This window comes from Sphingobacterium litopenaei, from assembly GCF_014692495.1.
GTDB lineage: Bacteria > Bacteroidota > Bacteroidia > Sphingobacteriales > Sphingobacteriaceae > Sphingobacterium > Sphingobacterium litopenaei.
This window is the reverse complement of record NZ_JACOIJ010000015.1, coordinates 1-26,382: the sequence shown is the minus strand read 5'-3', so window position 1 is coordinate 26,382 and position 26,382 is coordinate 1. Positions and strand designations below refer to the sequence as shown.

Sequence of the window (26,382 nt, the reverse complement as noted above, 5' to 3'; positions counted from 1 at the left end):
TTACTAGAGTGGCATCAATTGATAAAGTATAGAAACGGAATAGGTACCTATTGTCAGATCCTTTAAAATGTTATTTGGAATATTTACATCATACTTAACACCAGTATGACGCTTTATGTTTTTATCTTTTGAGGTTCCTCTAAGAACAACTTGTTCGCTAGTAGATAAGGTTACTGGAGTTGTTGTTCCTGTACTGTTGGTTTCATTTTGTAAAATAACCTTAATTATACTAAGAGGTAATACGTTTCCAGATGGACTTATCATGTCGCTTTCTAGCGCTTTAACTCGTATCTCATAATCTGTATTCGCGTGTACTGTAAATGCGGATGGAATCTGAACAGACACACCTTGTTTATAGTCGGTAAGGTTCTTAAAGGAGAGGTTTACCTCATCCATTCTTGGATCTACCGCAATGCTAAAATCAGGTTCTACATCTACCAAATGTCCGTCTGTTAGTTTTGGAGGCATTTGTAGAGAATGATTTACTACTTGCGTTCCGATAATTCTATTTTGATTATCGTATAAAGTATATAAGAGCTGAAACCGGTAGGTCACATGCGTGTAAGGATCTGGGCTTAAGTAATCTTCCAGATATCGACCTTGAGCGATGGTCATCTGGCTATAGAGTTGATAGAGCGCTGATGTTCTATTATTTGTATTTATTGGAGTTCGGGATCTATTTATAAGAAATATTTCACCAGAGCTTGGTAAAACTAATGGCTCCAAGGTTGATCCGATGCTTTGTAAGCGCATAAAAGGATCGTTATTATCGCCAGTCCATTTTAAATTAATTTTTTCTGCTGGGAAATCTTTTCCAATTCGATTTGTTCCGCTTTCTAATTTTATAGAATTTAACAGTCGCACCGATAAGGACCATTCACTTTGTGAATATTGTGGAGTACTTAAACTGAACTGAACAGTAGTAAATCGTTCGGGAGATTGGTAACCCAAATAAGAACTTAAAAAAATGTAATTATTTGACCAAACAGAATATTGCATCTGCGCGTTTGAAACAGGCAAATGCGCAAAAAAAACATATAAGAAAATTAAATATTTTAGTGCAAAGTTATTCATGATTAAACGCTATTTCTCCAATTTTGATATCGGGCTGATCGCCATACATAAGCATTACTGTAGCTACATAACGCCCCTTAGCTAAATCATTGGGAATAAGGCTGTAAAATTTACGTTTATCAGCAGGAAGCGCATAAAAACTCACATCATTAGTTTTTGTAAGTTTACCAGTTTCTTGATTCAAATATTCAATACGAATATTTCCTTCTGTCCAAGTGTTGCTATTAACTAAATACTCTAGCTCCAGAAATGCATCTGTACTGTCTTTTTTATGATAAACTAAATTGTTGATTTCTACGTCTTGTTTAGCCGTTTGAGACTGTCTATGGTAAATTTTAATTCCTGAGCGTACAGCTAATCGGATATTTGCACCTTCTTGCTGTGCGTTAGCACGTGGATTCATCTGTGTTACAAATAACATTGTGGTATGTACTGATTGAGAATTTGCGCTTAGCGTATCTGGTACTTTAATGTTTAATTGTAGTTGTTTACTCTCTCCTGGCGCTAAAGCAAAAAATGGCTCTGAGATAGTTAACCAATCTGAGCAGCTGTTTGCAAGGGTGCCTGCTGGAAAAAGCTGATTGTCACCTGTTGGTGAATAGGACCAATCTTCATAAGATACGGCAAGTTCTAAGCTATAGTCCTTACTTGGATTTGTAACATCTACTAATTGAACCATGCTCGCCCCCGGCCCACCAATAAAATAAACGCGAGGAGGACCAACGGTAAGTCCTGTTTGCGCGCTTAAAGTACTAAATGCAGATAATATTATTAAGATAATAAGCCCAATTTTTTTCATATAGATACGTGATTAAAGATAAAACCCGAAAGTAGATGTGTGGTATAAAGTCGAAACTTTTGGCTCTAAGGAGGATGGTATTAAATAATATACAAGTGGTTTTTTTAAAACCACTTGTATAAAAATATATTTTAGTTAGGCACTACTTCGTAAGTAACGTCAACTGTGTAAGCAATTGCTTGTCTTCCTACATTATTAAAATATTGTTTCAATTTTGAATCAGAAATTGGTCTACCGAAGTATTTAACATCTAACTCTTGGTCTAATACTGAGGATTGACCGCTAGATACAGCGCTTAAGTTCCACTCTGGACCATTTACATCAACAGTTCTTCCTGAGGTAACGCCAGCTAAATTTTTACCAACTTCAATTTCAAGAATCTCGTTTGCTGGAATTGTTTCTACACCTGCAGAGCTAGTACGTGTTAAATTGATATTTGATAAGTTCGCCTTAACCTTAAAACCAGTACCAACAGAAGTTACCTTCAATTGATTGTTAATTAAAGCAGAAACACCATTACGGTAGTTTTCCGCGTTAGCATAGGTAAGTGTTACAACATCATCGTAACCATTTCCACCATTTAGAGCTCCAGATCCAATTTCAATAGATTGGAAACTGTTTAAATTAACATTTACTTTAACCTTTACAGGATTAGGGGTCTGCGCATTTGAGACTGTTGAAGCTCCTAAAAGAACGAATGCAGACAAAATTAACTTTTTCATTTTTTGAGTTATTTTTTAGTTTGTTGTTGAAATTTAATTAGTTGTTTAAAAATCTATGCAAAGATAGATGGTTGAGTAAGCTAAGTAGGTATTAAAAACTGCTATAAACCTTTAATTTTTTGCAATATTTTACTTTTGTAGCGTTTCAGCTACAAAATGTAGCTACTCACTTTCCTTGTTGTAGATGAGTGGATTACAATGGTAAAATTTCGTATAAAACATCTACAGTATATGACAATGATTTATTGCCAACATTATTAAAATACGTTTGTAGTTTATTTTGTGGAATAGGCTTACCAAAATATTTAACATCTAACTGCTCATCTAAAACCGATGCACTTCCTGTGTTGCTAGCTGATAAATCTGTAAATTCTACGCCAGATAGAGTAACGATTTTTCCTGATGTTGCGCCTGCTAAGTTCTTACCAACTTGAATTTCTAAAATTTCATTTGCTTGAATGTTTTGCGCTCCTTCTGCGCTAGTACGGTTTAATACTGCTTGAGAAAGTTTAGCTTTAACTTTATATCCCGAACCAATGGAGGAAACCTTCAACTGGTTGGGAACATTTTTAGATATACCGTTACGGTAATCATTCGCATCAGCGTAAGTTAAATTTACAATATCGCCATACTCCCCAGATGGTGTTGCTCCCGATCCGATTTCAATACTTTGAAAAGAATTTAAATTTACGTTCACTTTCACTTTTACTGGAGCTGGTGATGAATTTTGCGCATTAGCACTGAAGGTAACTCCTAGTAATACTGCTGCTGATAAGATTAGATTTTTCATGATATTTATATGATTCTCTTTTTTTTTCTATAGGGATAGTCTATATAATTTTTCCTCGACTATAAGGCTTTCCTATTAGTTGTTGTGCAAATTTACAGCGAGATTTTATTTTCCACCTATTAAAAACTTCAAAATAGTATGAAAATGTACTATTTTGTAGAGACCAAGCTACAAGTATATTTAATTTATACTAAATGAAAATTTTACGTCCCAAAGTCATGCGTTTTTTAGACCTTGTATGACTACAATTATATCCCTTTACAGCTACCTCAAGGTGGATATTGTAGTTCGAATTGATCTAATTTGTAGCTGAGTTATGGATTAAATGAAAGAGTATTTATTGCTCAAATGGTGTTCAGTATAATTTACATTGAGCTACATACTGTTCCCAAGTGTTCGAGGATATTTAGCACTTTGGGGTTTAATTATTTTTTTGTTTGATCTCTTTAAGATAAGAGATAGTTTGGGACTAGTATTCGCAAAAGACATGGTCTTTGGAGCCAAAAAATCATGCAAACAAAAATTCCTGCTTTACAAAGGAAATTTCTTTATAAAGCAGGAATTCTTACTTAGTTTTTTACTTAGTCTCTATACTATAAAGTACATCATTATAAAATACGATTGTTTTATTTCTTTCTGCAAAACGAATAATGTTTTCGCCTTTTGGGCCTTTATACTGTATGTTGTATACCGCAGAAGTTGTGGGAACACTGCTTGATATAATTTTTCTACCTTCAGTCGTTAGTATACTGGTAGAAAATTCTACGTCACTGTTTTGCGTTGTTGAAACAGGGCTTACTTGAATATCAGGCATAGATACTCTATCTTCATCTTCACTACCAAGTTTAACAAACTCATTGTTGGCTAGCTTAACCTTTACCTCATACGGTGTGGTGCTAAATACAGATAGATGCGCATTTTTTGTTACCTCTACCCCTGTACGATAATCGTCCAAGGTATTGTAGTTTAAATTTACTACCTGTTGATCAGGGTTAATTGTTAAATTCTGCACGTGATTCAACACGATGTTGATTCTAACTGAAGGTTGTGCAAGAAGGTTGTTTATTCCTAGAATAATAATACCCAATAAAAGTATAAGCCCGCGCATATCATAGTTATGTAATGTTATTGTAATATAGGAAATTTATGTATTACATAACATATTGTGAAAGCTTAAAAAAAATGATTAAAGTCATTTCGTTAGGAAATAACCTGATATTCAAGGGTTTAAAATTTTAAAATATTTTTTTTCTAATTTAATTTACGCGTTTTAATCATTTATGGGTAAGTCTAAATTTTCTTTACGCGCAGGCGAGCAGACGATTTCACTCGTCAATTGTAAGTGGATCTTTTAGGGATATATTCGATTAAAGCCTTCGTTATTTGCTGTTTTTGCTCCACTTCTACACGAAAGGCTTGGAATAATAGCATAGTCTGAGTGGATTCCCCTACAAAGCGCGCTCATGCTTCTGGCCGAATTGCATACGATTGAGAATTACGCTCTAAGTGCTCAGGAAGTAACACCCGTTTGGGTTTTTTTGGTGAATTCTGGGATTTCTCCTGTAGTTTTTTAATTGCTTCTTGCAGCTCTTCTCCAACCTGTTCTATCAGCGGAGCAGGAGCATTCAGGCTAAACATATCTAACTGGCCCGATAGGGCTAACTTAACCAGTTTATCCGAACGAATATCAAAGATCTGACGACGAAGATTATCTAAATCAGCGAGCAGTAATGCGCGCGCTCCTGCTCCAAGCTAATCTTCTGCTTGTTCAGGGTTGTGTATTCCTTGTTCAGGGTTGCGTTTTCCCTACTCAGTGTCGCATTCTCTTGGTTCAACATCGACTTATCCAAAGCATGTAGCTTTTCCAATGCAGCCTTTTCACGTAGGCTAGCCTCATAGAGCGCTTAATAGTCGATGTTTTCCACAGCACAAAAATAAACTTTACGCTATTATAAACCATATTTTCGCCTGCTTATGTCCAAACCATTTACACTTAAAAGTGTGGAAAACACACGAAAAAACTGCTAATTAACAACAGGTATACGCTAGTAGCGTTAGCGCAAAATCAACCTTGGCTCGTGATAGAAAAGCGCTTGTGACGAGGAACACTTTCCAATTGAATGCCCTGCAAGATTAGCTGCAGAGATGCGCTACTGATTCGAAAGTCCCCACGGCCAGTAGCGGTAGGAACTTCAAAAGTACCACGCTCTAGCCGTTTGTGATAAAGAGAAAAACCATCACCTTCAAAGTGAAGAAGCTTTACTTGGCTACGTAATCGGTTAAAAAATATATAACTCGCTCGGTTAAGTGGGTCTTGCGAGAGTTCCTTGCGCACTAAACCGCTTAAGGAATCCATCCCGCAATGAAAGTTCGTGTCTCCACTATAAAGAAAATACCGAAAACCCGAGGAAAGCGATAACATTATAACAACGATTTTAGGACCCAAGCATCTACCGATTGAAAAAACGGATACAATGGCCATCTTTATGCTCAATTTCTACGATAGGGTTAATACTGTTACTTGCGGTAACAACCAGAGGAACAAAACCAGAATTCACGCTATTGGCATGGGAATCCATTTGCCGGAACTTCTTAATCCAATAATGGAATTGACCTACGCGTAGATTATTTTCCAAACAGTACGAACGCTGACTAAGACCACTGCGTTGCCAGCAAACATAATGATTGTGCATTTCGCTCGAAAGATTACTTATTACCATAATTATAAATTTAATAAGGCAAAGCTAGAAAGTTAACCTATTCAAACATACAGGGGGATAACCAGATGCTTACTCATGTACTAAAATTAAATATGATAATTTTCTTCAGAAAGAGGGGGGGCATAGACCTAAAAATTAAGTAGCTATTTGTTATTATAAGTTACTTAACAAACTTGAAAATTAACTATACAAGTATATCGACGAATGTTTTATTTAATTTTAAATCAACCCGCTGAGTTTAATCTAGTATATTATTTTTCCAGCAGCAATTTCGATTAATATTTCAAAAATTATGTAATTTTTATACACTATCTTAGAGTAAGCAATAAAGACTTGGGGAAGGACTTGTGCTTTGCTTACTTTGTTAAATAATGGAGATCTTTAAAGTTCATTGCTAATTTGATGGTGAATCATATTACCAATGAATTCCGTAATTCAGTAGGGGTCAATCCCGTTTTTTTGTGGAAAAGTGAGCTGAAATTATTTTCATCATTAAAGCCTAGTTCCCATGCAATTTCCTTTATACTGGAATCGGTGTAAAACAGCTTTTGTTTAGCCTTTTTAATAAGCCCATCAGTAATAACCTCTTTTGGGGTTTTTGACAAACTTTTCTTTGTAATTGCAGCTAATCGTCTTGGGGATATACTAAGCGTTTCAGCATAAAACGATACATTCTTTTGTTGTTGCACGTGCTCATTTATAAGCTCTTGAAATTTCCACAGTAATTTCCTTTCATGGCTATTTATTGCCGTAGGAGTTATTTGATTTTTTGATAATTCCAAAAATATATAGATAAATGTTTGCGTAAGCATTAGATGAATCAAATCCTTAACCATAGGGTTTGGAATTTTATCTTTCGCTTGTGTTAATTCTCCTACCATAAATTGAGAAAAATCTATATAATCCTTGGGTATAACAATTTTTACATAGCCCTCCGAGGGATAACCCATTGTTAGAACTTGCTTAATCAAACTACTGTCCTTTTCCGATATGCAATAAAATAGATCGCTGAAGAAAACATATTGGAATGAAAAATTTTCTTTTATTTTAATTTGTGTTAATGATGTATAAAAAAGAACTGAATAAGGGTCTAAATCTACATTTCTATTGTTAATTATTACATTGTTCCTAGTTTCCTGGGTAATGATTAAATTATAATATGATTGCGTAAGATTATACGTAGGGTTCTTTTTTAAGTTTTCAGCGCTAATGTGCTCAATGCCAAATTCCATATTTGCTTATAATTTACTTGTTTTTGTAGTATAAATATTTGTGTTTTGGTTCCCGCTTTTTTTATTTATCTTAAAAAATTTAATGTCAGGTATACATATTTTGATATTATATTTATTGGTCACTTAACCAATTGGTTGTTAATTATTTTCAGATTTATTCTATTAATTTGCAGTTATCAATATACATAAATAAATGTTTATAAAAAGTCAGAAGCATCGTAAATAAGAAAAAAAATGGCGGAGGTTTAATATAGCAGTGATTGCTATATTTAATTCGCGAAAATAATACTAACGCCATAGTAAATATAAACGTGTTTTCTCAGATTTTAGGTCTAGTAGACCGTGACATTTTTAATAAAATTAGTTCAGAAATACCAATGCGACAAGCATCATAAAGGAGTCAACAGTTGGACAGACTTTGTTAGTATGCTTTTCTGCCATCATTCATCTGCGGATTCCGTTCGTGATATTTCTAATGGTCTGTGTAGTAGTACAGGTAACATGAGCCACATTGGTATCTCTAGGCCATCCAACAAGTCCAATTTATCCTGCTGGCAAAGAAATAGAGATACAGTACATTCAACCAGGCAGGCTGATGCAAAACGGTTACATTGAACGTATCAACCGCACGTTTCGGGAAAGTATCCTTGATGCCTACCTCTTTACACAGCAAGTACAGATACTTGCAGAAGAATGGATTAAGGATTACAACTACAGAAGAACACATGAGTCATTGGGAGGAAAGATACAAATGGAATACGATACCCTGCCGGCGGCATGTTATTAATAGGTCAACTTAAAAAAGATTGACCTATTGATAGCAACTATTTTTAAATTTGAAAACTCGCCTGGATGCCAGTCCGAAAATAGGGGGGTACATCCCATTTAGTTGATATTTTTTTCAAGGGTGTAATCTAGGATTTTATAGACATCTTGCCGGTTGATTGGCTTAATGATATAGCCATCAAGAAATTCGTAATCATATATTTTATTCGTATCTAGTGATATGGAAGATGAACTAATAATATATATAGTTGATTTGTAGATGAAATCAAATTGATTGACAGCCAAATTTTCAACCAATTCCCAACCATTCATTATCGGCATATTTATATCTAATAGTAGCAAATCGGGAAACAATGTTGGCCGACCTTTAATAGAATTGAAATGTTCCCACGCCTCAAGCCCATTTTCAAAGGTTTCGATTTCAATAGTACATGAAGGATATGATTTAATAAAATTTGAATATAAAAACCGATGTAGAATGTTATCCTCAACAAGTGTTACTCGAATTGATTTCATGATAAATACAATTTTTTATTTGAGTTACTCGGAAAATGCTAAATTCTAACTCTAATAGAATTAAACGCGCATGATATACAATTCTATAGCAGAAAAGGCTAATACTTAATGATTTAATTTGCTCTCATAATTTAGATTCCATACGCTCTAATCGAGGGGATTTCCTTATCCTAAATATACAAAAAATAATTTCAAACATTTTTCATTATATGGAATATTTTTTTTCTTAAAATACTGTTTGCTATACAATATATTCAATTTTAAAACCTTTTAGCTACGTTTTGAGTTCTGTTGATTATGACTCATCTCCAGCTGCTTGAGTGTGTCAAATGGTAAGCTTTACGGTTTTTTTCCTCATTTCGAACACTTCAGAACCGCTACAATTTACCCAGATTAAAAAATTAATTCGCTAATATACACTATGACTTTTTAATAATTAGGGTATGCTATTTTCTACATCCCCTGGAGCTATCATGTAAATGGGAAGCAGTTTATTTATTTACTGATTCATTTATAATCTGCCAAAATATTATTTGTCCCGGGGTAAAAGTTAACATAAGGATAATCATAAAAATGACGCAAACAATATTAAGTTTTATATCTTTGATTTGAAATTAGTAGAACTAACTGGATATCAAGTTTAATTATGCATTCTCTGTCAAAGGATATAATTCATGCTGTAAAGCAGGGAGATAGAAAAGCTTTTGAGATTTTTTACAACACCTATTCTTCATTTGTTTATCAGGTGGCCTATAAAATTTTAAGAGATCCTTATCTTGCAGAAGAAGTCGTGCAGGAAACCTTTGTCAACTTATGGGTAAACAAAGAGTATATTGACCAGAGTAAAGAAATCACCTCATTTATTTTTGTTATCGCTAAACGAATTTGCTTAAATAATCTACGAAAACTCAAGTATGCAAATACCTATTTAACACAGGTGTCTGTTCAACATATAAATGATGTACAGGAGAAAATTGAATATTCAGAATTTGAAAAATCAATGATTTCAAAAGTAGCATTATTGCCAAAGCAGCAAAGGATAGCATTTGAATTAAGTAGATTTGAAGGTTTTACACACCAGCAAATAGCAGATAAAATGGGTGTTTCTCCCCATACTGTTAAAAACCATATAGCGCAAGCATTAGCCTATTTGAGGAAATCCTTCAGGACCACTAAATATGAAATCCCCCTTTTAATTATTTTTTTTCTTTTCAACTAGTACTATACCCTTAGTTATGTGTACTGTATAAAAAGACGGTACATTGGACGAGCAAAGACTTAAAATATTATATAAGAAACATTGTAATAACGCATTAACGGCGGAAGAATTTGAGGAATTTCATAAGGCTCTAGAAGATATTGATGCCCAGTTACTTCTTAGTCTCTATGCCGATAGTGGTCAGGACAATGCAGCTGACTCTTTTGCTAAAGAAGATGTCTTTAATCGTATTTCAAGCAAAATAGATGATATAGAAAAGCAGAAAGTATTTTCTATTCAAAAGTCCAATAAGGTGTTGTATTATAAAGTTGCAGCTGCTGTGGCTGTGCTCTTTATTTTCTCTTATTTCATTCTGAATCATATAGCTCATGATTCCGGTATAGAAACCAATAAGTCTGCTCTTGAAAGCTTATCCAAGGATAATACTAAAGCCCTAGCTAGTAACAGTAGTAATATTCAATTTGCTGACGGGAGAACTTTAGACCTAGATTTTTTGCCTGATGATAGTATTTCCCATAGAGGTTTATCTATTGTTCGTGTTGCAGAAAACGAGCTGACTATACATAATGAAGCAGGCTCGGCAGACTTCGATTTGAATAGCTTTCATATGTTTGCCGCCAAAAAAGGATCTACACTAAAGTTGACCCTGCCTGATAAATCCACCGTGCATCTTAACTCGGGATCTAGTATAAATATTTCTTCCAGTTATGGTATTAAGGATCGGAATGTATTGCTCAAAGGAGAGGGATTCTTTCAGGTAGCGCATAACAAAAATACCCCCTTTATTGTCCAGGTGAAAGATGCACAAATCAATGTCTTAGGAACAGTATTCAATTTATCTGCATATGATCAAGATAAGGAAGTTCAGGCAACATTAATAAGTGGATCCATTGCGGTAAATACAAGCATTGATCAAACCGTTATTAAGCCAGGCCAAAAGGCAACAGTAGGTGCTCGGTCTGCAATCCGGGTCGATAGTAATGTTGATCTAAATCAGATACTAGCATGGCGTGAGGGCGTATTTAGGTTTCATGATCAGTCGATTGAATCCATCTTGAATGAACTCTCCAAGTGGTATTATATAGAAGATGTCCAAGTGGCAACTAACCTTAAAGATAAATTCACAGGAAGCATAAAAAGAACAAAGCAACTTAAAGATGTTTTAACAGCAATACAGGAGGTCTCTGATTTGCATTTTGAATTACAAGAGGGGAGGGTGAAGGTGATGAAGTAGAGATAGATTACCTAAAATTTTTTAAAGGGCAGTACTGCAATACTACCCCTTAAGAATATAATACTTGGCCAATAAAATTGTGTGTAACTTATAAAACCAAATATAACCAAATGTATAAAAATATTAGTTCAATTGTGCGGACCCACCCACAATTGTTTAAATGTGTACTTATGATGAAATTCATTTCATTTTTCGTATTCGGATTATTTATACAAACTCAAGCTAATGTGTTTGCGCAAAAAATAAATATTTCGGTATCAAAAGCAGAACTCTCAGATGTACTTAATATAGTTCAAAAACAAACGGATTTGGACTTTCTATTTAATAGCTCTGAGGTAAAAAATGTCGGAAAAATTGATCTGCATATGAAAAATGCTGATCTACAAGCCGTATTGGACCATTGTTTAAGCCCACGTGGTCTTGTATATAGTGTTCAAAATAAGACCGTGCTGATAAGAAAAGCACCGGAGATCACGGCGAACTCTTCTATAAATCAAGGGCAACAAATGTTGCTTCAAGGAAAAGTTGTGGGCGATGATGGCAGTCCATTGGTAGGAGCTTCTGTAAGAATTGTAAACAGTAATGCCGCAACAGCGACAGCAGAAGATGGATCTTTCTCCCTTAAAGTAATTCAAAGAGAAGGTCAGGTGATAATCACTGCCATGGGATACGAAGATAAAACTATTGCTTATCTCGCTGGCCAGCCTGTAAATGTAATGCTAAATGCTAAGTCAAGTGATCTACAGGAAGTGGTAATCGTTGGATATGGTGTCCAAAAGAAGGCTAACTTGACGGGTGCTGTTTCACAAGTCAATGCCTCAGACATAGCACTTAGACCTGATGCTAATATAGCAACGGCTCTGCAAGGGTTAATGCCAGGACTAAATATTCAGATTAATAATGGAGACCCATCGGAAACGCCAGATATTAATGTACGTGGATTTAACTCCATTAATGGTGGAGGTCCACTTGTATTAATTGACGGAATTGAAGGTAATATAACACGTGTTAATCCAAATGATATAGAGTCGGTGACCGTATTAAAAGATGCCGCTTCAGCAGCGATATATGGAGCGCGTGGAGCTTTCGGGGTAATACTTATTACAACAAAAACCGGAAAGTCAGGTGTAACATCCATTAACTATTCTAATAATTTTGCTTGGACATCTCCAGCTGCAAGGACTGATTTTATTACCGATCCGTATGTGTACGCAAAAACTGTAGATGCAGCCCTTTATGGATATAATGGTAGTAGCTATAGTCAGTATAATGCTATGGACTGGGAAACAATTAGAATGGTTGCTGATGGACAAATTTCACCATTTCATGAATTGCAAGCTGATGGAACAAATAAATTCTTCTATAAGACCAATTGGTGGGATGAATTATTTCGTAAGAACCAATTGTCAAATTTCCACAATGTCTCGGTATCAGGGGGATCGGAGAAATTAACTGCTTATTTCTCAGGAAGGGTTTATGACAGACAAAGTATTAATAATATTAATAAAGATGCAGGCATAGAACGTCAGAACTTTAAATCGAATATTGTATTCCGTCCTAACGACTGGCTAGAATTGTCTGCCAACACGCAGTTCATAAACGAGCGTGATAAAGATTATGGTGGTTTTTCAAACGGATTCGGCGGTTTATGGAGTACAACGACTTGGTACAATTTAATGGCCTTCTACCCCGTGAGTGTTGATGGCATTCCTGCAGATATTGGTACTGGTACGGGTGGACAAGGTGGTAATGCAGGATTATTTGCTGGGAACTCTTGGCGTGTATTTACTACAGAAGAATTTACCAATACTTTTCGTGCAGTAGCTAAGCCTGTTAAAGGATTAGTGTTAAATTTTGATTATAGTAATCGTATTGATAATACAGGCAGAACACTACGCTTAAACCCATTTGAATATTTAAAAGGTAACAAATTAAACTATACCGTAGAGGGGCTTAACCGATTAACAGAGTATCGCTGGAAAGATAAATATAATGCATTAAATGCTTTTGCTACCTATAACCTAAAATTAGATTCAAAACATAATTTTAAATTGCTGGCAGGTTTTAACCAAGAACAATTTAACAGAGATCGCGTAGAGGTAACTGCCGATGATTTGTTGTTAGAAGATCTCTCCAATCTTGCTTTAGCTACTACCATGAATAATATTTCGGGCTCGGCAATGGATTGGGCTGTGAGAGGATTTTTTGGGCGCTTCAATTATGATTATGATAATAAGTATCTCCTTGAAATGAATGGACGCTATGACGGTTCTTCACGTTTTCCTCAAGATAGCCGTTGGGGATTCTTCCCCTCCGTATCGCTAGGTTGGCAAATGGATAGGGAGAATTTTTGGCAAAACCTAAGGCCTTATGTTTCCTCGTTTAAACTTAGAACATCATATGGTAAATTGGGTAACCAAACTGTAGATGTAAATACGTTCAAAGAGCTGATGAACGTAACGCGATCTAATAATTGGTTAAATCAAGGAAACCCATTAACAATAGCACAGATGCCTGGACCACTGCCTAGTGTAGTGACCTGGGAAACCACTAGAAGCTTGAATTTTGGAGCTGATATTGGTTTGCTAAATAATAAGTTATTCTTGAATTTGGATGTATACCGTAAGAATGTAGAGGGGATGTATCTTCCTGGAGAGCCATTGCCTGCAGTATTTGGTGCTAGTGAGCCTAAGGAGAATTACGCAGGTCTGCGCAATGAAGGCTATGAGCTGAATATTTCCTACCAGAATAGTTTTGATGTGCTAAGCTCCCCATTGAAATTCCGCGTATCGGCAAATGTTTCCAATTTCAAAGGTATCATCACTAAATACAATAACCCTAACGGATTGTTAAGTTCTTACTATGAAGGCCAGAGACTAGGTGAAATTTGGGGCTATCGTGTGGCTGGACAATTCCAGTCTGATGAAGAAGCGGCAGCATATCAAAGTACATTTACTAACCCAGCCACTTCACTGGCTCGAGTATATGGTGACATTTTTAACGTAGTGCAAAATAGTGAATGGAATTACCTGCGTGGTGGGGATGTAAAATATTTAGATTTAAATGGTGATGGAAAAATTGATAATGGCGAGAATACGCTAGATAATCATGGAGACTTAGAGCGCATTGGTAACGCTACACCAAGGTTTCCATTTGGACTTAATTTAAGTGCAAGCTGGAAAAATTTAGACTTCTCTGTGGCCTTATCAGGAGTTGCTAGACAAGATTGGTACCCTACTGGTGAGCTGTACTGGGGAACTTATCAAAGACCTTACTTATCCTTCTTGAGGAAAGATTTGGTGGATAATGCTTGGACTCCTGATAATAAAACAAATACCTATCCGCAGATATATAGAGGATATTCTTCACTGCAAAGTAATAGATCTTTGTATCAAATCAATGATTACTACCTAACTAATGTGGGTTTTATTCGCGCTAAAAATCTTACTGTAGGTTATTCTTTGCCACAAGAAATGACACGCAAGGTCAAAATAGAAAAGCTAAGGCTATTTTTTAGTGGGGAAAATATTTTCACATGGACTTTTGGAGGATTAACCAAATATATTGATCCTGAACAAGCAGGCTCTGCTATTAACCTATCTTCACCAGCTACGGCAGATGATAGAGGAGATCAGCGTGTTTATCCTATGGGTAAGACTTATTCTTTTGGTTTAATATTGGATTTATAAAACAGGTGTAAAATGAAGATTTCGATTCTATATATAAACATAATTATTCTAGTAGTATTGTCGTTTTTGAGTTCTTGTGACGATGATTTTTTAGATAGATCCTCTAAAGATAAAGTGGAGGCACCTTTTTTCTTTAATACGGCTAAGGATCTTGAAGTTGCATCAAATGCATTATATGCAATATTGCCAGACTTTAGCATTTATACAGAGGATGCTGGTTCAGATAACTTGGTGCCACTAAATCCCAGTACAAAAATTCGTGGTAGCAGGATAGTTCCTGTGGGTAGCGGATCTGGGGGCTGGGCATGGGGTAACTTAAGGATGATTAATTATTTTTTAAGTAATTACCACAAAGCCGATGACCAAGCCGCAAAAGCAAAATTTAGTGGTATAGCGCGCTTTTTTAGGGCCTACTTTTACTATGATAAAGTGAAAACTTTTGGAGATGTTCCCTGGTATAGTACTGTTCTGGACGCTAAGGATCCAGCCCTTTATAAAGGTCGTGATTCTCGCATATTAGTAATGGATTCGGTGATGGCAGATCTGGATTATGCAATTGAAAATATTCCGGCTGAGAAACAAGTAAACTTAGTGACTCGCTACACAGCAATGTTATTGAAGGCACGAATTGCATTATTTGAGGGAACCTATAGAAAGTATCACGGCATAGCTGGATATCAAGAGTATCTAACTTTAGCCCAGCAGGCAGCACAACAATTAATAAATTCTGGTGCCTATACCCTGTTTACTGAAGGAGGAAGTGAGGCTGCATACCGAAATCTTTTTGGAAGAAACAGTCAAAATGATATAGAAACTATTTTGGCCATTGATTATGAAACAGGAAAGCGCGTACATTCATTGGGAAGTTCTTTTACTTCCGCTACCCAAGGCTCATACGGTATAACTAAAGACTTTGTAAATAGTTTCTTAATGAGTGATGGATCGCGTTTTACCGATAGGCCAGGATATCAAACCTATAGCTTCTTTCAAGAGATGCAAAATAGAGATCCACGGTTAACGCAGATTACCGCAGGTCCTGATTTTAAGGTAACAGGAAAAACTACAAGAGAACCCGTGAATTTATCTATCACAACAACTGGATATAGACTGATAAAAGCTCTTCCGGATAATTCACAGTGGGCAACTTCTGGATCTTTCTTTGACATTATATTATTTAGATACGCAGAGGCCTTATTGGTTTACGCAGAAGCAAAAGCCGAATTGGGCACCATTACTCAAGCTGACCTCGATTTATCAATCAATAAATTAAGAGCACGCGCAGGGATGCCGAATTTGAGTTTAGTAAATGCCAACGCAAATCCTGATCCCTATTTGGAAAATATGTACACAAATGTTGATCAGGGTCCCAATAAAGGAGTGATTTTGGAAATTCGTCGTGAACGCCGCGCTGAGCTATTCAATGAAGGATTTCGTTGGGATGATTTGATGCGCTGGAAAGCAGGCAAAAAGATTGAACAGCCGATGGTGGGTATTTATTTCTCAGGTGTTGGAAGTCATGATTTTAACGGAGACGGTAATGCTGATGTATTCTTACATACGGGATCTACAGCAGGTGCGCCTTCTTCTGTAACTTCTTTAGTAAACATTTTACAACGAACATTACGAAATCCACTCACTGGAGCGCAAAATGCAAATTCGGGAAATATCGATCCATTCCCAACTGGAGGGAAATTTGATGAAGAAAAAGACTATTTAGCACCAATACCTTCTGAGGATTTATTACTTAATAAGAATTTAGTGCAAAATCCAAATTGGTAATATGAGAACGTTCAAGCTTTTTCTAGTTTTTATTACATTATTTACGATGTCTTTATCACTGCTTTTTGCAGAGGTAAGACCCTCCTCAATGCCAATTGGATATTCCGTAAATATACAGGCAATTACCAAAGAGAAAATGCTTTATGCTAAGTCTTTAGGAATCCGTTACATTGAACTATCTAATATAGGATCTTTACTTAACAAGGACCTAAGTTTAAAGTATGATCAAGATTATTGGAAAGTAAAAATAGACAGTTTAAAAACGATACTAGATGCTACAGGTGTCAAAGTATGGTCTATTCATATGCCTTTCTCACAAAAGATTGATTTATCGCAAATAACAGAATCTCAGAGAACCGCAGTGGTACAGACACATATTGAGTTAATTAAGGTGCTCTCTGCTTTGAAGCCCCAAATTATTCTTTTTCATCCTTCGTATTATTTAGGAAACAATGAACGAGAATTAAGGATCTCACAGTTGGTGAAATCGGTAATTGAATTGAACACAGAAACCCGCCGTCATAATATGCAAATGGTGGTTGAAAACATGCTAGGTCCGCAGCTGACAGTAGGTGAAAGAGAAAGACCCTTAATGCGCACTATTGCTGAGTGTGAAACCGTGTTTTCTCTTTTTCCTGATGATGTAGGACTTGCCGTAGATATGTGCCATATTATGAACTCCGAATTATTAATTGAAAGATTTGGATCCCGTGTCAAGACTTTACATGTGTCCGACGGAGATGGACTTTCCGAGGCCCATTATCTTCCATGTAATAAATTAGGTAAAAATAATTGGAACCTAATATTTGCCGCACTAGAGAAGATTAATTATACAGGTGTATTTATGTATGAATGTAAATATACTGACGAAAAGGAACTTAAAGATTGTTATGATTTTTTAGAAGCTGATTATAACAATTATAAACTTAACAACAAACGTATTGAATTATGAAGAATATTAATTGTTTAATCTTAATAATTGCCTTTGTTTCACTCTTCATAGCTTGTAAAAAAGAAAATAATACTTTTGAAAGCAAGCTTATGATAGGAAATGCCTATTTGGAGGTAAGTAATAAATCACAACGTTACACTTTTGATGTCCTATCAAATCAAAATATTGAGGTTAGTACTGAGGCCTCGTGGATTACGCTGGATAGTGCTAATTTTGAAAAAGGAAAAAATAAAGTTGGATTTACAACCCTGGCTAATGAGGATGATGAGCGCTCGGGAATAATACTGGTGAAAATGGGTGCTGAAAATGAGCGTGAGGTATTAGTTGTTCAGGAAACCGGGAAAGCTCCCGTATTTTATGTAAAGCCTGATGGAACTGGTGATGGTAAATCTTGGGCTAATGCAACAGATTTGAATACAGCTTTGGAAAAATCTACCACTAATAGTATCATCTATTTATCAGAGGGTATATATAAACCAAGTAAGACAATTAGAAATGGTGATGCAACAAACCAAGCGGATAATACATTCGAAATTGCTAAAAATTTAACCCTAATCGGTGGCTTTGAAGCTAATGCTACTTCTGCCTCTAAATCGAATCCTAGTATTTATAAAACAATTCTTGATGGACAGCTCTCAGCTTCTGTTAATTGTTATCATACGGTAACCATTACAGCAGCATTTGATGCCGAGTCAAAAGTTTCTATTAGCGGAATTATTATAAAAGGGGGGAATGCGACCAATAGAGGAAGTAACGTAACAATAGCTGATGTACGATATAATCGCGGCTGGGGTGGCGGAATGCTAATTGCAAACGCCAAAGTTGAATTAAATGATGTAGAAGTTGTTGATAATAAAACATCAAACTCAGGAGGAACTGTAGGTTATGGAGCTGGAATTTATGCGTTTAATAATGCGGATATTACATTTAGAAATGTAAAAATTAACGATAATAAAGGCGGAAATAATGGTGGAGGGATGTGGTTAGCTGATGGTAATTTAACCGCTTATAACTCACAGTTTAACAATAACTCCGCATCAGGCACGGCAGCAGGACTTCATGGATACCCTAACGCCACTATTACATTATATAACTGTGAAATAAAGAACAATTCTAATACATCATATGGTGCAGGTTTGTATGTTCGTGAGAATTCTAAGGCTTATGTCATCAATTCTATTATTTCGGGAAATAAGTCAACATCTGCCAATGGTGGAGGCGGAGTAATGCTATACGGTGGCACTACAGTTTATTTAATTAGTTCAACTATAGTGAATAATACATCCACAGGACCTGGAGGGGGAGTTTATAGACGTAATCTGGTGAATAATTTAGAAATTTACAATTCTCTGGTAGCCGGTAATATACAAGCCTCTACGTCTAAAGATGTAGATAATTTTGTTGAGGCAACAGCTACTAATCCAACTATTAGAAATTCTGTTATTATGACTTCTGTTTATTCCGACCAAGGTACTATAGAGGCTGGATCTTCTTTTGTTCCTAGTGCTATGCTCAATAGTGATTTTATGCCTATAGGACAAAACAATCCAGCATTAGTTAAGGGGGTAGATAAAGAAGGGTTATCTGCTTACGCTAGTACGTTCAATCCAATATTTTCTGATCATATTACTAAAGATATGTTTGGTGCTGAAAGACAATTAAAGATAATGGGATATAAAGTTAAGTAAGGATGAACAAGCTATTATTTATCTTTCTTTTAATATTGTTTTCTCTGCATGTAAGTATGGCTTCCAGCCCTAAGACTATAATGTTAGTTCTAGGTTCGGACAATCCAGAAATTCTGGCTACTCGAATACAAATAGCTAATCGATTGTATAAAGTGCAAAATATAGATAAAATAATTGTCTCTGGTGGTTGTGGTGCGCATAAGTCTTCGATCTGTGAGGCTAGTGTTATGTACAATGGATTAGTTCAATTAGGCATTGAGCCCTCAAAGATATATAAAGAGGAAAATGCAAAAACAACTGTTCAGAATTATGTGTTTAGTCGTGTGCTGAAGGATGAATATGGATCGAACATTATTCAAAAAGGCGATACCGTATTCGTAGTTTCAAATCACTGGCATGCCGTATCTGTTGCTGCACGCTTGAGAAAACATGATGCAGTACATGCGAAGTTTTTTATTGAAGGAGACCTAAGCCCTAAAGAAAATGATAAACTTGATTATGTGTCTATCTTCAATGGAGAAATAGATAATGAAAAATTTATTAGAAATGCCCTCTGGTTGACACCTCAAGTATCATGGGAAAATAATGATAATACCTACTATCTCATGGATTCTACTATCTATGAGGTGAATGGTGGAAACCTCATCAATATTATTCAACGAAACCATGTCTTTAATGACCCTAAAATTTCCGATCAAACTGGTACTTGGTCTTTCATTGATAATGGCAATACATGGTTTATAAAAACTTCAAATAAGATTTATGTTGTTAACAAAAGGAATATGAAAGTTAAAGAGATACTTTCATGGGATAATTTTATAGATAATGTTCCTAATGACTGGAGAATTAATGGTTTTAATGCTGGGATAATATTAAATGATAAGTTAGTGCTTTTTTCAAACAATGCTGTTTTAATCGCTGAGAAAAGAAATAATAAATTCGTGTTTAAAAGGCAAGCAGAGGCCAAGCAGCTCATACCAAATTGGCCATTTTCTTGGGGAAAATCTAATGTCGCAGGTGTTAATTATCAGAATAATAGTCAGGAAATAAATCTTTATAGAAACAGAGAGTATTTAAAACTTGATAAGCAGTTGAATATCATTCAAGAACCATTGAAATTAAATGTTAAATGGGTTAACAACCCCTAATTATTTACTATGAAAAACAGAATTTTATATAGTATTCTATTTTTATTCCTTTTTGTAAATTGTTCTAAAAAAGAGGAAGGAACACAACTCCCATACGATTACACTAACGTCGAGAAATTAGACGTTAAAGCAATCTTAGCCAGCACCAAGTGGGACGTAAAAACCGTAGCCGAGGGTATAGAGTGGAAAAGTTTTCATTTTAATAATTTGTTCGAAACAAAACAGTTTGTTACTATTTTAGAAATAGACTTATCAAAAGGTGCAAAAATAGAATTACCATTTGTCTCTTCAGGTTTTCTGAAGACAAGTGAAGCGGCAAATCAGCATAATGCATTAGTTGCGTTTAATGGGAGCTATTTTAATACTACATCGGGCGGCTCAACAGTATTCTTAAAAAGTGATGGCAAAGTTATCAAAGAAACAAATAGTGGCTTTAACAGCTACAGAGAAAATGGTGCTTTAATATTAAATACCTCTGGATCACCAAGCATAGTGATGAAGCCCTCAGCAGGATGGTCATCAATCACTGAGCCTACAGCGCTGGCAGGAGGTCCACTTTTAATATTTGGCGGTAAAGAATTAACTCAATTAGAAGTAGACTTTAATACCGCTAGACATCCTAGAACCGCCGTGGGACTTACATCCAATAATAAATTATTAGTCGTCGTCGTTGATGGACGCGCTTCTTCATCAAGAGGCATGTCTATTGCAGAGCTTTCAAGCTTCATGTCCGCATTAGATTGTGTTTCAGCGCTTAATTATGACGGAGGTGGATCATCTACAGCTTGGGTTAAAAATTATGGTGTTGTAAATCACCCATCTGATAATGGTAAGTTCGATAATGAAGGTGAACGCGGAGTAGCTACAGTATTCGTTATTAAGAAATAATTATTTTTTATAAAACGGAGCGTAAAACCCACAGGCTAAAGACCTGTGGGTTTTACGCTCCGTTTTATAAAAGAACATGAATGGTCAGGTGGATTGACGAAGACGGTACTGATAAACCTCTTCTAAAAAACATGATGCTCAATATGCCGGCACACAGTATCCATTTACGAGTAGACTTAGATTCTCCCACATAGAGAAATGGCAAAGGGCACTTTATGTTCAGCATTTTTGTGCCGATAATATCATCGCATTATGTTATGAACACGCCATCTGTTGCTTTTCTATTCCCCCGATAAACTTATATATGGGAATCTGTTTTTCCTGTATCTGTAGGCGCATTTCAGAAGGATTATGGAAAGTTGTATGTTGTCGGGATTGGGTGGAATACTAATGGTTATCTCTCAAAAGAATGCTTATGTCTTTTTTCCAAAAAATTTCTTTAAACATTCAGTTTGAATGGCAAGAAAAATAATTATTTCTTGCTGCTTAAACTGAATTCACGCTAATGTTGATAAAAGAATTTACTGATTTTAATTAAGGATAATGTTTTATCAAATATTCGTCATAATTATATTTTGCAAAATTAAATTGTGTACAATACAATATTAATGTTCTACTTTTGTTGTATAATAGTTTGGCATGAAAGAAATATTGAAATTATCTAATCAGCTTTGTTTTCCAATTTATTCTCTTTCAAAGGAAATAAGTAATGCTTATAGACCTTTATTAGAAAGTCTTGATGTTACCTATCCCCAGTATTTAGTTTTACTAGTGCTATGGGAGTACAAGAAGTTAAATGTTCGCGAAATAGGAGAGCTATTGCATTTAGATAGTGGGACCTTAACACCTTTACTTAAAAGATTAGAAGCAAAATCTTTGGTTAATCGTAATCGCAGCACTATTGATGAACGTATTGTAGAAATATCATTAACCCATAAGGGAGCATCATTAGAAGAAAGTGCGGAATGTATACCAAAGCAATTAAAAGAAAAATCATCGCTTACCGATCAGGAACAAATTCAATTAACACATATTATAAATAAAATTTTAAATACCATAAAAACATGAAAGCATTATACACTACACAGGCTGTTGCTACCGGAGGTAGAAATGGTAAAGTAAGTACAGAAAATGGGGTTTTAAATATTGAAGTAAGGATGCCCAAAGCATTGGGAGGAGCAAATGATGATTATCTGAATCCTGAAATGTTATTTGCAGCAGGATATTCTGCATGTTTTGACAGTGCTCTTAATCTTATTATCAGTAAAGCTAAAATCAAAACAGGTGTTACTAGTGTTACAGCTAAAGTGTCTATTGGACAAAATGGTGCAGGTGGTTTTGCTTTAGCTGCAGAACTGCATGCTAATATCCCTGGAGTAAGCCTTGATGTGGCCAAAGATTTAATTGAAAAGGCACATGAGGTATGCCCATATTCAAATGCCACTCGTGGTAATATGGATGTAATATTAGCAGTTTCAAATAACGATTAAGTATGGCTTTAATACAAGATTTACAATGGCGTCATGCCGTAAAAGCATATGATTCTTCAAAGAAAGTAAACGAAGAGGATATCAATAAAATAGTAGAGGCAGCGCGTTTAGCACCTACATCTTCAGGCTTACAGCCCTTTCATGTTTTGGTGATTAAAAACCAAGAAATTAAAGAAAGGTTAACTGCTGGGGCATTGAATCCAGATTGCATGCGTGACTGTTCACATGTGTTAATCTTTGCGGCCTGGGATCGTTACACAGCAGAGCGCATTGATGAAGTCTACGATTGGACAACTCATGAGCGAGGGTTACCTCAAGGCCGTTTTAGTTCTTATACTGATAAGCTCAAAGAAATGTATTTGAACCAGACAGCAGAAGAAAATCATGCTCACATCGCTAGACAGACATATATTGCACTAGGTTTAGCACTAGCGCAAGCTGCAGAGTTAAAAATTGATTCTACACCCGTAGAAGGTTTTGATAATTTGCTTGTTGATAAAGAATTAGAATTGGATAGCCTAGGATTAAAAAGTGTTTCCTTGATGTATGTCGGATATGCTAATAAAGAGAATGATTGGTTAGCATCTATGAAGAAGGTACGCAAACCGTGGGATAAATTTTCTATAAGGTATTATTAATATTAAAGTATGGCTGTTTATTTTGTATTCTTGTTTACAAAATAAATACTTGATAACTTGTGGGTTGAATATTCAACCCACAAATGATTTTAATAGATTAATTTGGGGTTTAAATCCTGCAACTTTTGAAATAACTATCAATTATAGTTTATACGCTAAGCAGAAAAGAAAAAACCATAATTCAATTTTTAAAGAATATATAGCTAACTGTACCCTTTACAATAAGCAATGTAGTCTAATCATTATAAACATTAAACTCAAGAAAGATGGCTTCACTAAAACAAAAAATAGTACGGTTTTTTTATCCTCTAATCCGAAAAATAGGTAAGGTGGGTAAAAATGGAATTGTTCTATCTAATTTAAACCATGCTGCTCCCAAAGAGCCATTTCCCATAGAATCTCTGGTGCTAAATAATGGAAAACACTTAACGTCATCTTTGGTTGCTGGGAAGAAAATAATGATTGTTAATACAGCCTCAGATTGTGGGTATACAGGGCAGTATGAAGAATTGCAGGCTTTATATGAGCAACACAATAAAAAACTTATGATAATCGCTGTTCCCTCAAATGATTTCGGCCAGCAAGAAAAAGGTAGTAATGAGCAGATAAGTCAGTTCTGCCAAGTAAATTATGGAGTTTCATTTCCTTTAACCTCAAAAAGTGTTGTAATTAAGAATGAAAACCAGCATCCTATTTTCAAATGGCTAAGTAATGCCCAAGTAAATGGTTGGAATGACCATGCTCCAGATTGGAACTTCAGCAAATACCTGATCAATGAACACGGGGTTTTAACGAATTATTTTGGACCCTCTATTTCTCCTGTTGATAAGTTGATTATTAATGCAATAGATCAGTGAAATATAAGTTGTAAAGATAGCAATGTTATAATAACATAATTAAGTTCACTCTTGGATGAAGCAGATGCTAATAATAAGAAGCGCACATTAAAAAATATGCTTTAATAAATCATCCTTCTGACAACGGGTAAGTTGGATAATGAGAGTGAACTAGGAGTAGCTACATTATTTGTAAGGTAAATTTAATTTTTGAAAACAGGATTATTATCTGCTCTAACTTCTCAAGCAATATCAAAAGAAAGCTATTAATTATCTAGTTTTTAATGTCGTTGAACATATAATAAAAAAAATATATGTTAACTTACATGATAATAATCGGAAATAAACCGATTAAAATGAAGTTATTTCACAAACATTTTATGTTAAAATACATGCGTTAAATCGGTATTTTTCCGATTTTTGTAAAACAATTTAACAATTATGGACTTTAGATATTTAGCCAAACAGTTCAATAATGCACCGTTCACCAGACAGGTCATGCTGGATATGCTTAAAGATTACAAAAGACCAAATGATAAAATTAGTGAACTTATTAAAAATGGAGACCTCATACTCTTAAAAAGAGGACTATATATTCCTGGCAGAAATACAGATTTAATAGCGCCAGAACCCTTTTTAATAGCAAATTATTTGTGGGGTCCGAGCTATGTGTCACTTGAGACTGCTCTTTCCTACTGGGGGTTTATTCCTGAGCGGGTCTTTGAAATAAGTTCCGTTACGATGAAGCTCTCAAAAAAAATAAAAACGCCTGTTGGGAGGTTTACATATCGGTTTATGCCTTTACCGTATTACAGCTTTGGAATAAAAAGCGTAGAACTCATATCGGGACAAGTTGCCCTTATAGCTTCACCTGAAAAAGCATTATTTGATAAAATAATCAGCAAAGCAGGACTTAATTTACGAAGCATATCCCAAACATATGATTTTTTGATTGAAGACTTACGAATAGATGCTGAAAGGCTACAAAAACTCAATATTAAGGAATTAAGTTCATGGATTCCTGATGCGCCAAAAAACGAAAGTTTAAGAACACTCATTAAAACCCTTAAAAAATTATGATTAAAGAATGGATATCGGAATATGAACCTAAAAACACAGAAGAAGTACTTTCAGCTTTAAGGGAAATCATGCAAGAAGTGGCACTAGCCGGTCTCTCGAGAACAAATTTTTCACTAAATGGAACCTGTATACGATCTGCTTTGCTTCCGGAATAGCTTTGGCGATGGCCCTGGCATTAGCTGGGGCTCGATCCCGAGTTACATATTCTATTTCTTTATGATGGGATAGCGGTAATAAGCCGTTTTATTTTATTTCCAATTCATTTTGTGATGAATTGAAAGCATCAAATGATTTGTTCCGGAGTTTGCACCCACATGCTGTCGCATAAAGCCTAACTGAAGGCCTAAATTCTTTTCCAATTTGTAACCCAATCCAGCATATGCACGATTTCTATCAAATGCCTTTATTGATTCGTTATTCGAAATATTTAAGAAAACCTCATCATATACAGCCAAATAAACTCCATTCTTATCAAACTGCTTCGCATTTAAAGGAATATCTGCAAACAAACAATATCTAATACGACCTCTGAAATCTTGGTTTTCAATGAATCGTTCTTCTAGTCTAACCCGGTGCCTTAATTTGAAACTTAAAACCCCGTGTGAAAATATACCTTCTTGGTAAATGCGATGTTCGGAAAATGGATTATTTGGAGTGCCCTCAAGTTCTGTATGGATATAACCATAACCTAATGTTGCTTGAAAATTAGGTTTGAATCGATATTGACCCCCTGCTCGAAATAAGGTTTGATTATGGTCTCCAATAATTTTATAATCGCGAAGCTGCAATTCATGGTGTATACTAAATTTTGACTCTTTGATTTGCGTATTTCCGAAATACATGAGCCAACCGTTTAATGATTGCGCTTGCGTAGAAATACAAATAGTTAAAGTAATTAATAGGATTAGTGCTCTCATACTTCCAAAATAAGACCTATAGAGTTCACATTATGTGTATTAGCTGTAACAATTTTGTGTGAACTACCCATTTGCTAAAGACAAATGGGCTTCGGGCTTCACAGACTTGTGCTTTGTTGCCAAAGTCTTATTTGAGTCTCCGCCCGTGTAATCGCCAGTTCCTGACGATATTATTTTTAATCCTT

General features: G+C 35.4%; 27 protein-coding genes. 15 read left to right on the top strand and 12 right to left on the bottom strand.

Annotated features, from left to right (window positions below; genetic code table 11):
* Positions 1–3: 3 nt before the first annotated feature.
* The 9 genes from H8B04_RS09250 to H8B04_RS09210 form a co-directional block, all read right to left on the bottom strand.
* Entirely contained in the window at positions 4–1,074 is a 1,071-nt protein-coding gene (locus tag H8B04_RS09250) for a hypothetical protein (RefSeq protein ID WP_190302162.1), read from the bottom strand.
* The gene (locus tag H8B04_RS09245) at positions 1,067–1,753 is read right to left on the bottom strand and encodes a fimbrial biogenesis chaperone (protein WP_190302161.1); all 687 of its coding nucleotides are present in this window, start codon (positions 1,751–1,753) and stop codon (positions 1,067–1,069) included. The genes H8B04_RS09250 and H8B04_RS09245 overlap by 8 nt, the downstream gene beginning before the upstream one ends.
* Before the next feature lie 251 nt (positions 1,754–2,004).
* On the bottom strand, positions 2,005–2,595 hold the full coding sequence (locus H8B04_RS09240; protein WP_190302160.1) for a hypothetical protein: 591 nt from the start codon (positions 2,593–2,595) through the stop codon (positions 2,005–2,007).
* Between the two features lie 193 nt (positions 2,596–2,788).
* The gene (locus tag H8B04_RS09235; RefSeq protein ID WP_190302159.1) at positions 2,789–3,385 is read right to left on the bottom strand and encodes a hypothetical protein; all 597 of its coding nucleotides are present in this window, start codon (positions 3,383–3,385) and stop codon (positions 2,789–2,791) included.
* Between the two features lie 577 nt (positions 3,386–3,962).
* Entirely contained in the window at positions 3,963–4,493 is a 531-nt protein-coding gene (locus H8B04_RS09230; protein WP_190302158.1) for a hypothetical protein, read from the bottom strand.
* A 353-nt stretch (positions 4,494–4,846) separates the two neighbouring features.
* Positions 4,847–5,113 (bottom strand): IS66 family transposase, encoded by a 267-nt coding sequence (locus tag H8B04_RS17480; RefSeq protein WP_190302208.1) that lies wholly within the window; start codon positions 5,111–5,113, stop codon positions 4,847–4,849.
* Between the two features lie 337 nt (positions 5,114–5,450).
* Entirely contained in the window at positions 5,451–5,807 is a 357-nt protein-coding gene (gene tnpB, locus H8B04_RS17475; protein WP_223815349.1) for an IS66 family insertion sequence element accessory protein TnpB, read from the bottom strand.
* A gap of 28 nt (positions 5,808–5,835) precedes the next feature.
* Positions 5,836–6,105 (bottom strand): IS66 family insertion sequence element accessory protein TnpA, encoded by a 270-nt coding sequence (gene tnpA / locus H8B04_RS09215; protein WP_190302156.1) that lies wholly within the window; start codon positions 6,103–6,105, stop codon positions 5,836–5,838.
* Between the two features lie 410 nt (positions 6,106–6,515).
* Positions 6,516–7,337 carry a helix-turn-helix domain-containing protein gene (locus H8B04_RS09210; RefSeq protein WP_190302155.1) on the bottom strand — a complete coding sequence of 274 codons (822 nt, stop codon included), beginning with the start codon at positions 7,335–7,337 and terminating at the stop codon, positions 6,516–6,518.
* A gap of 342 nt (positions 7,338–7,679) precedes the next feature.
* Here H8B04_RS09210 and H8B04_RS17470 point away from each other — a divergent pair, with 342 nt between their 5' ends.
* Positions 7,680–7,952, top strand: coding sequence for a DUF4372 domain-containing protein (locus H8B04_RS17470; protein ID WP_190302154.1), 273 nt, complete (start codon positions 7,680–7,682; stop codon positions 7,950–7,952).
* Positions 7,849–8,124, top strand: coding sequence for an integrase core domain-containing protein (locus H8B04_RS09200; RefSeq protein WP_223815346.1), 276 nt, complete (start codon positions 7,849–7,851; stop codon positions 8,122–8,124). Before H8B04_RS17470 ends, H8B04_RS09200 begins: the two co-directional genes overlap by 104 nt.
* 98 nt (positions 8,125–8,222) lie before the next feature.
* On the opposite strand, the gene H8B04_RS09195 is transcribed toward H8B04_RS09200, so the two are convergent.
* The gene (locus H8B04_RS09195) at positions 8,223–8,639 is read right to left on the bottom strand and encodes a response regulator (RefSeq protein WP_190302152.1); all 417 of its coding nucleotides are present in this window, start codon (positions 8,637–8,639) and stop codon (positions 8,223–8,225) included.
* A gap of 646 nt (positions 8,640–9,285) precedes the next feature.
* Here H8B04_RS09195 and H8B04_RS09190 point away from each other — a divergent pair.
* The 13 genes from H8B04_RS09190 (at position 9,286) to H8B04_RS09130 (ending at position 25,280) form a co-directional block, all read left to right on the top strand.
* Complete coding sequence (locus H8B04_RS09190; RefSeq protein WP_190302151.1) at positions 9,286–9,858, top strand: RNA polymerase sigma factor; 573 nt, start codon at positions 9,286–9,288, stop codon at positions 9,856–9,858.
* A gap of 43 nt (positions 9,859–9,901) precedes the next feature.
* Positions 9,902–11,092 (top strand): FecR family protein, encoded by a 1,191-nt coding sequence (locus tag H8B04_RS09185; protein WP_190302150.1) that lies wholly within the window; start codon positions 9,902–9,904, stop codon positions 11,090–11,092.
* 170 nt (positions 11,093–11,262) lie between these two features.
* Positions 11,263–14,781, top strand: a complete 3,519-nt coding sequence (locus tag H8B04_RS09180) for a TonB-dependent receptor (RefSeq protein ID WP_223815345.1) — start codon at positions 11,263–11,265, stop codon at positions 14,779–14,781.
* Positions 14,782–14,793: 12 nt separating this feature from the next.
* Positions 14,794–16,560 carry a RagB/SusD family nutrient uptake outer membrane protein gene (locus H8B04_RS09175; RefSeq protein WP_190302149.1) on the top strand — a complete coding sequence of 589 codons (1,767 nt, stop codon included), beginning with the start codon at positions 14,794–14,796 and terminating at the stop codon, positions 16,558–16,560.
* Between the two features lies 1 nt (position 16,561).
* Positions 16,562–17,512 (top strand): sugar phosphate isomerase/epimerase family protein, encoded by a 951-nt coding sequence (locus H8B04_RS09170; protein ID WP_165292016.1) that lies wholly within the window; start codon positions 16,562–16,564, stop codon positions 17,510–17,512.
* An 89-nt stretch (positions 17,513–17,601) separates the two neighbouring features.
* The gene (locus H8B04_RS09165) at positions 17,602–19,200 is read left to right on the top strand and encodes a BACON domain-containing protein (RefSeq protein WP_190302148.1); all 1,599 of its coding nucleotides are present in this window, start codon (positions 17,602–17,604) and stop codon (positions 19,198–19,200) included.
* 56 nt (positions 19,201–19,256) lie between these two features.
* Positions 19,257–20,348: a YdcF family protein gene (locus H8B04_RS09160; RefSeq protein ID WP_165292014.1), complete on the top strand. Its 1,092-nt coding sequence runs from the start codon at positions 19,257–19,259 to the stop codon at positions 20,346–20,348.
* A gap of 9 nt (positions 20,349–20,357) precedes the next feature.
* A complete protein-coding gene (locus H8B04_RS09155; protein WP_165292013.1) occupies positions 20,358–21,236 on the top strand; it encodes a phosphodiester glycosidase family protein in 879 nt (292 codons plus the stop codon).
* Between the two features lie 639 nt (positions 21,237–21,875).
* On the top strand, positions 21,876–22,304 hold the full coding sequence (locus H8B04_RS09150; protein ID WP_160070374.1) for a MarR family winged helix-turn-helix transcriptional regulator: 429 nt from the start codon (positions 21,876–21,878) through the stop codon (positions 22,302–22,304).
* Positions 22,301–22,726, top strand: a complete 426-nt coding sequence (locus H8B04_RS09145; protein WP_165292012.1) for an organic hydroperoxide resistance protein — start codon at positions 22,301–22,303, stop codon at positions 22,724–22,726. Before H8B04_RS09150 ends, H8B04_RS09145 begins: the two co-directional genes overlap by 4 nt.
* A gap of 2 nt (positions 22,727–22,728) precedes the next feature.
* On the top strand, positions 22,729–23,364 hold the full coding sequence (locus tag H8B04_RS09140) for a nitroreductase family protein (RefSeq protein ID WP_149914155.1): 636 nt from the start codon (positions 22,729–22,731) through the stop codon (positions 23,362–23,364).
* 266 nt (positions 23,365–23,630) lie between these two features.
* Positions 23,631–24,221, top strand: a complete 591-nt coding sequence (locus H8B04_RS09135) for a glutathione peroxidase (protein WP_190302147.1) — start codon at positions 23,631–23,633, stop codon at positions 24,219–24,221.
* Between the two features lie 420 nt (positions 24,222–24,641).
* A complete protein-coding gene (locus tag H8B04_RS09130) occupies positions 24,642–25,280 on the top strand; it encodes a type IV toxin-antitoxin system AbiEi family antitoxin domain-containing protein (protein WP_149914153.1) in 639 nt (212 codons plus the stop codon).
* Between the two features lie 66 nt (positions 25,281–25,346).
* Here the strand turns inward: H8B04_RS09130 and H8B04_RS17465 are convergent, their stop codons facing one another.
* Complete coding sequence (locus H8B04_RS17465; RefSeq protein ID WP_190302206.1) at positions 25,347–25,490, bottom strand: hypothetical protein; 144 nt, start codon at positions 25,488–25,490, stop codon at positions 25,347–25,349.
* Positions 25,491–25,528: 38 nt separating this feature from the next.
* Positions 25,529–26,197: a DUF2490 domain-containing protein gene (locus tag H8B04_RS09120; RefSeq protein ID WP_190302146.1), complete on the bottom strand. Its 669-nt coding sequence runs from the start codon at positions 26,195–26,197 to the stop codon at positions 25,529–25,531.
* Positions 26,198–26,382 lie beyond the last annotated feature (185 nt).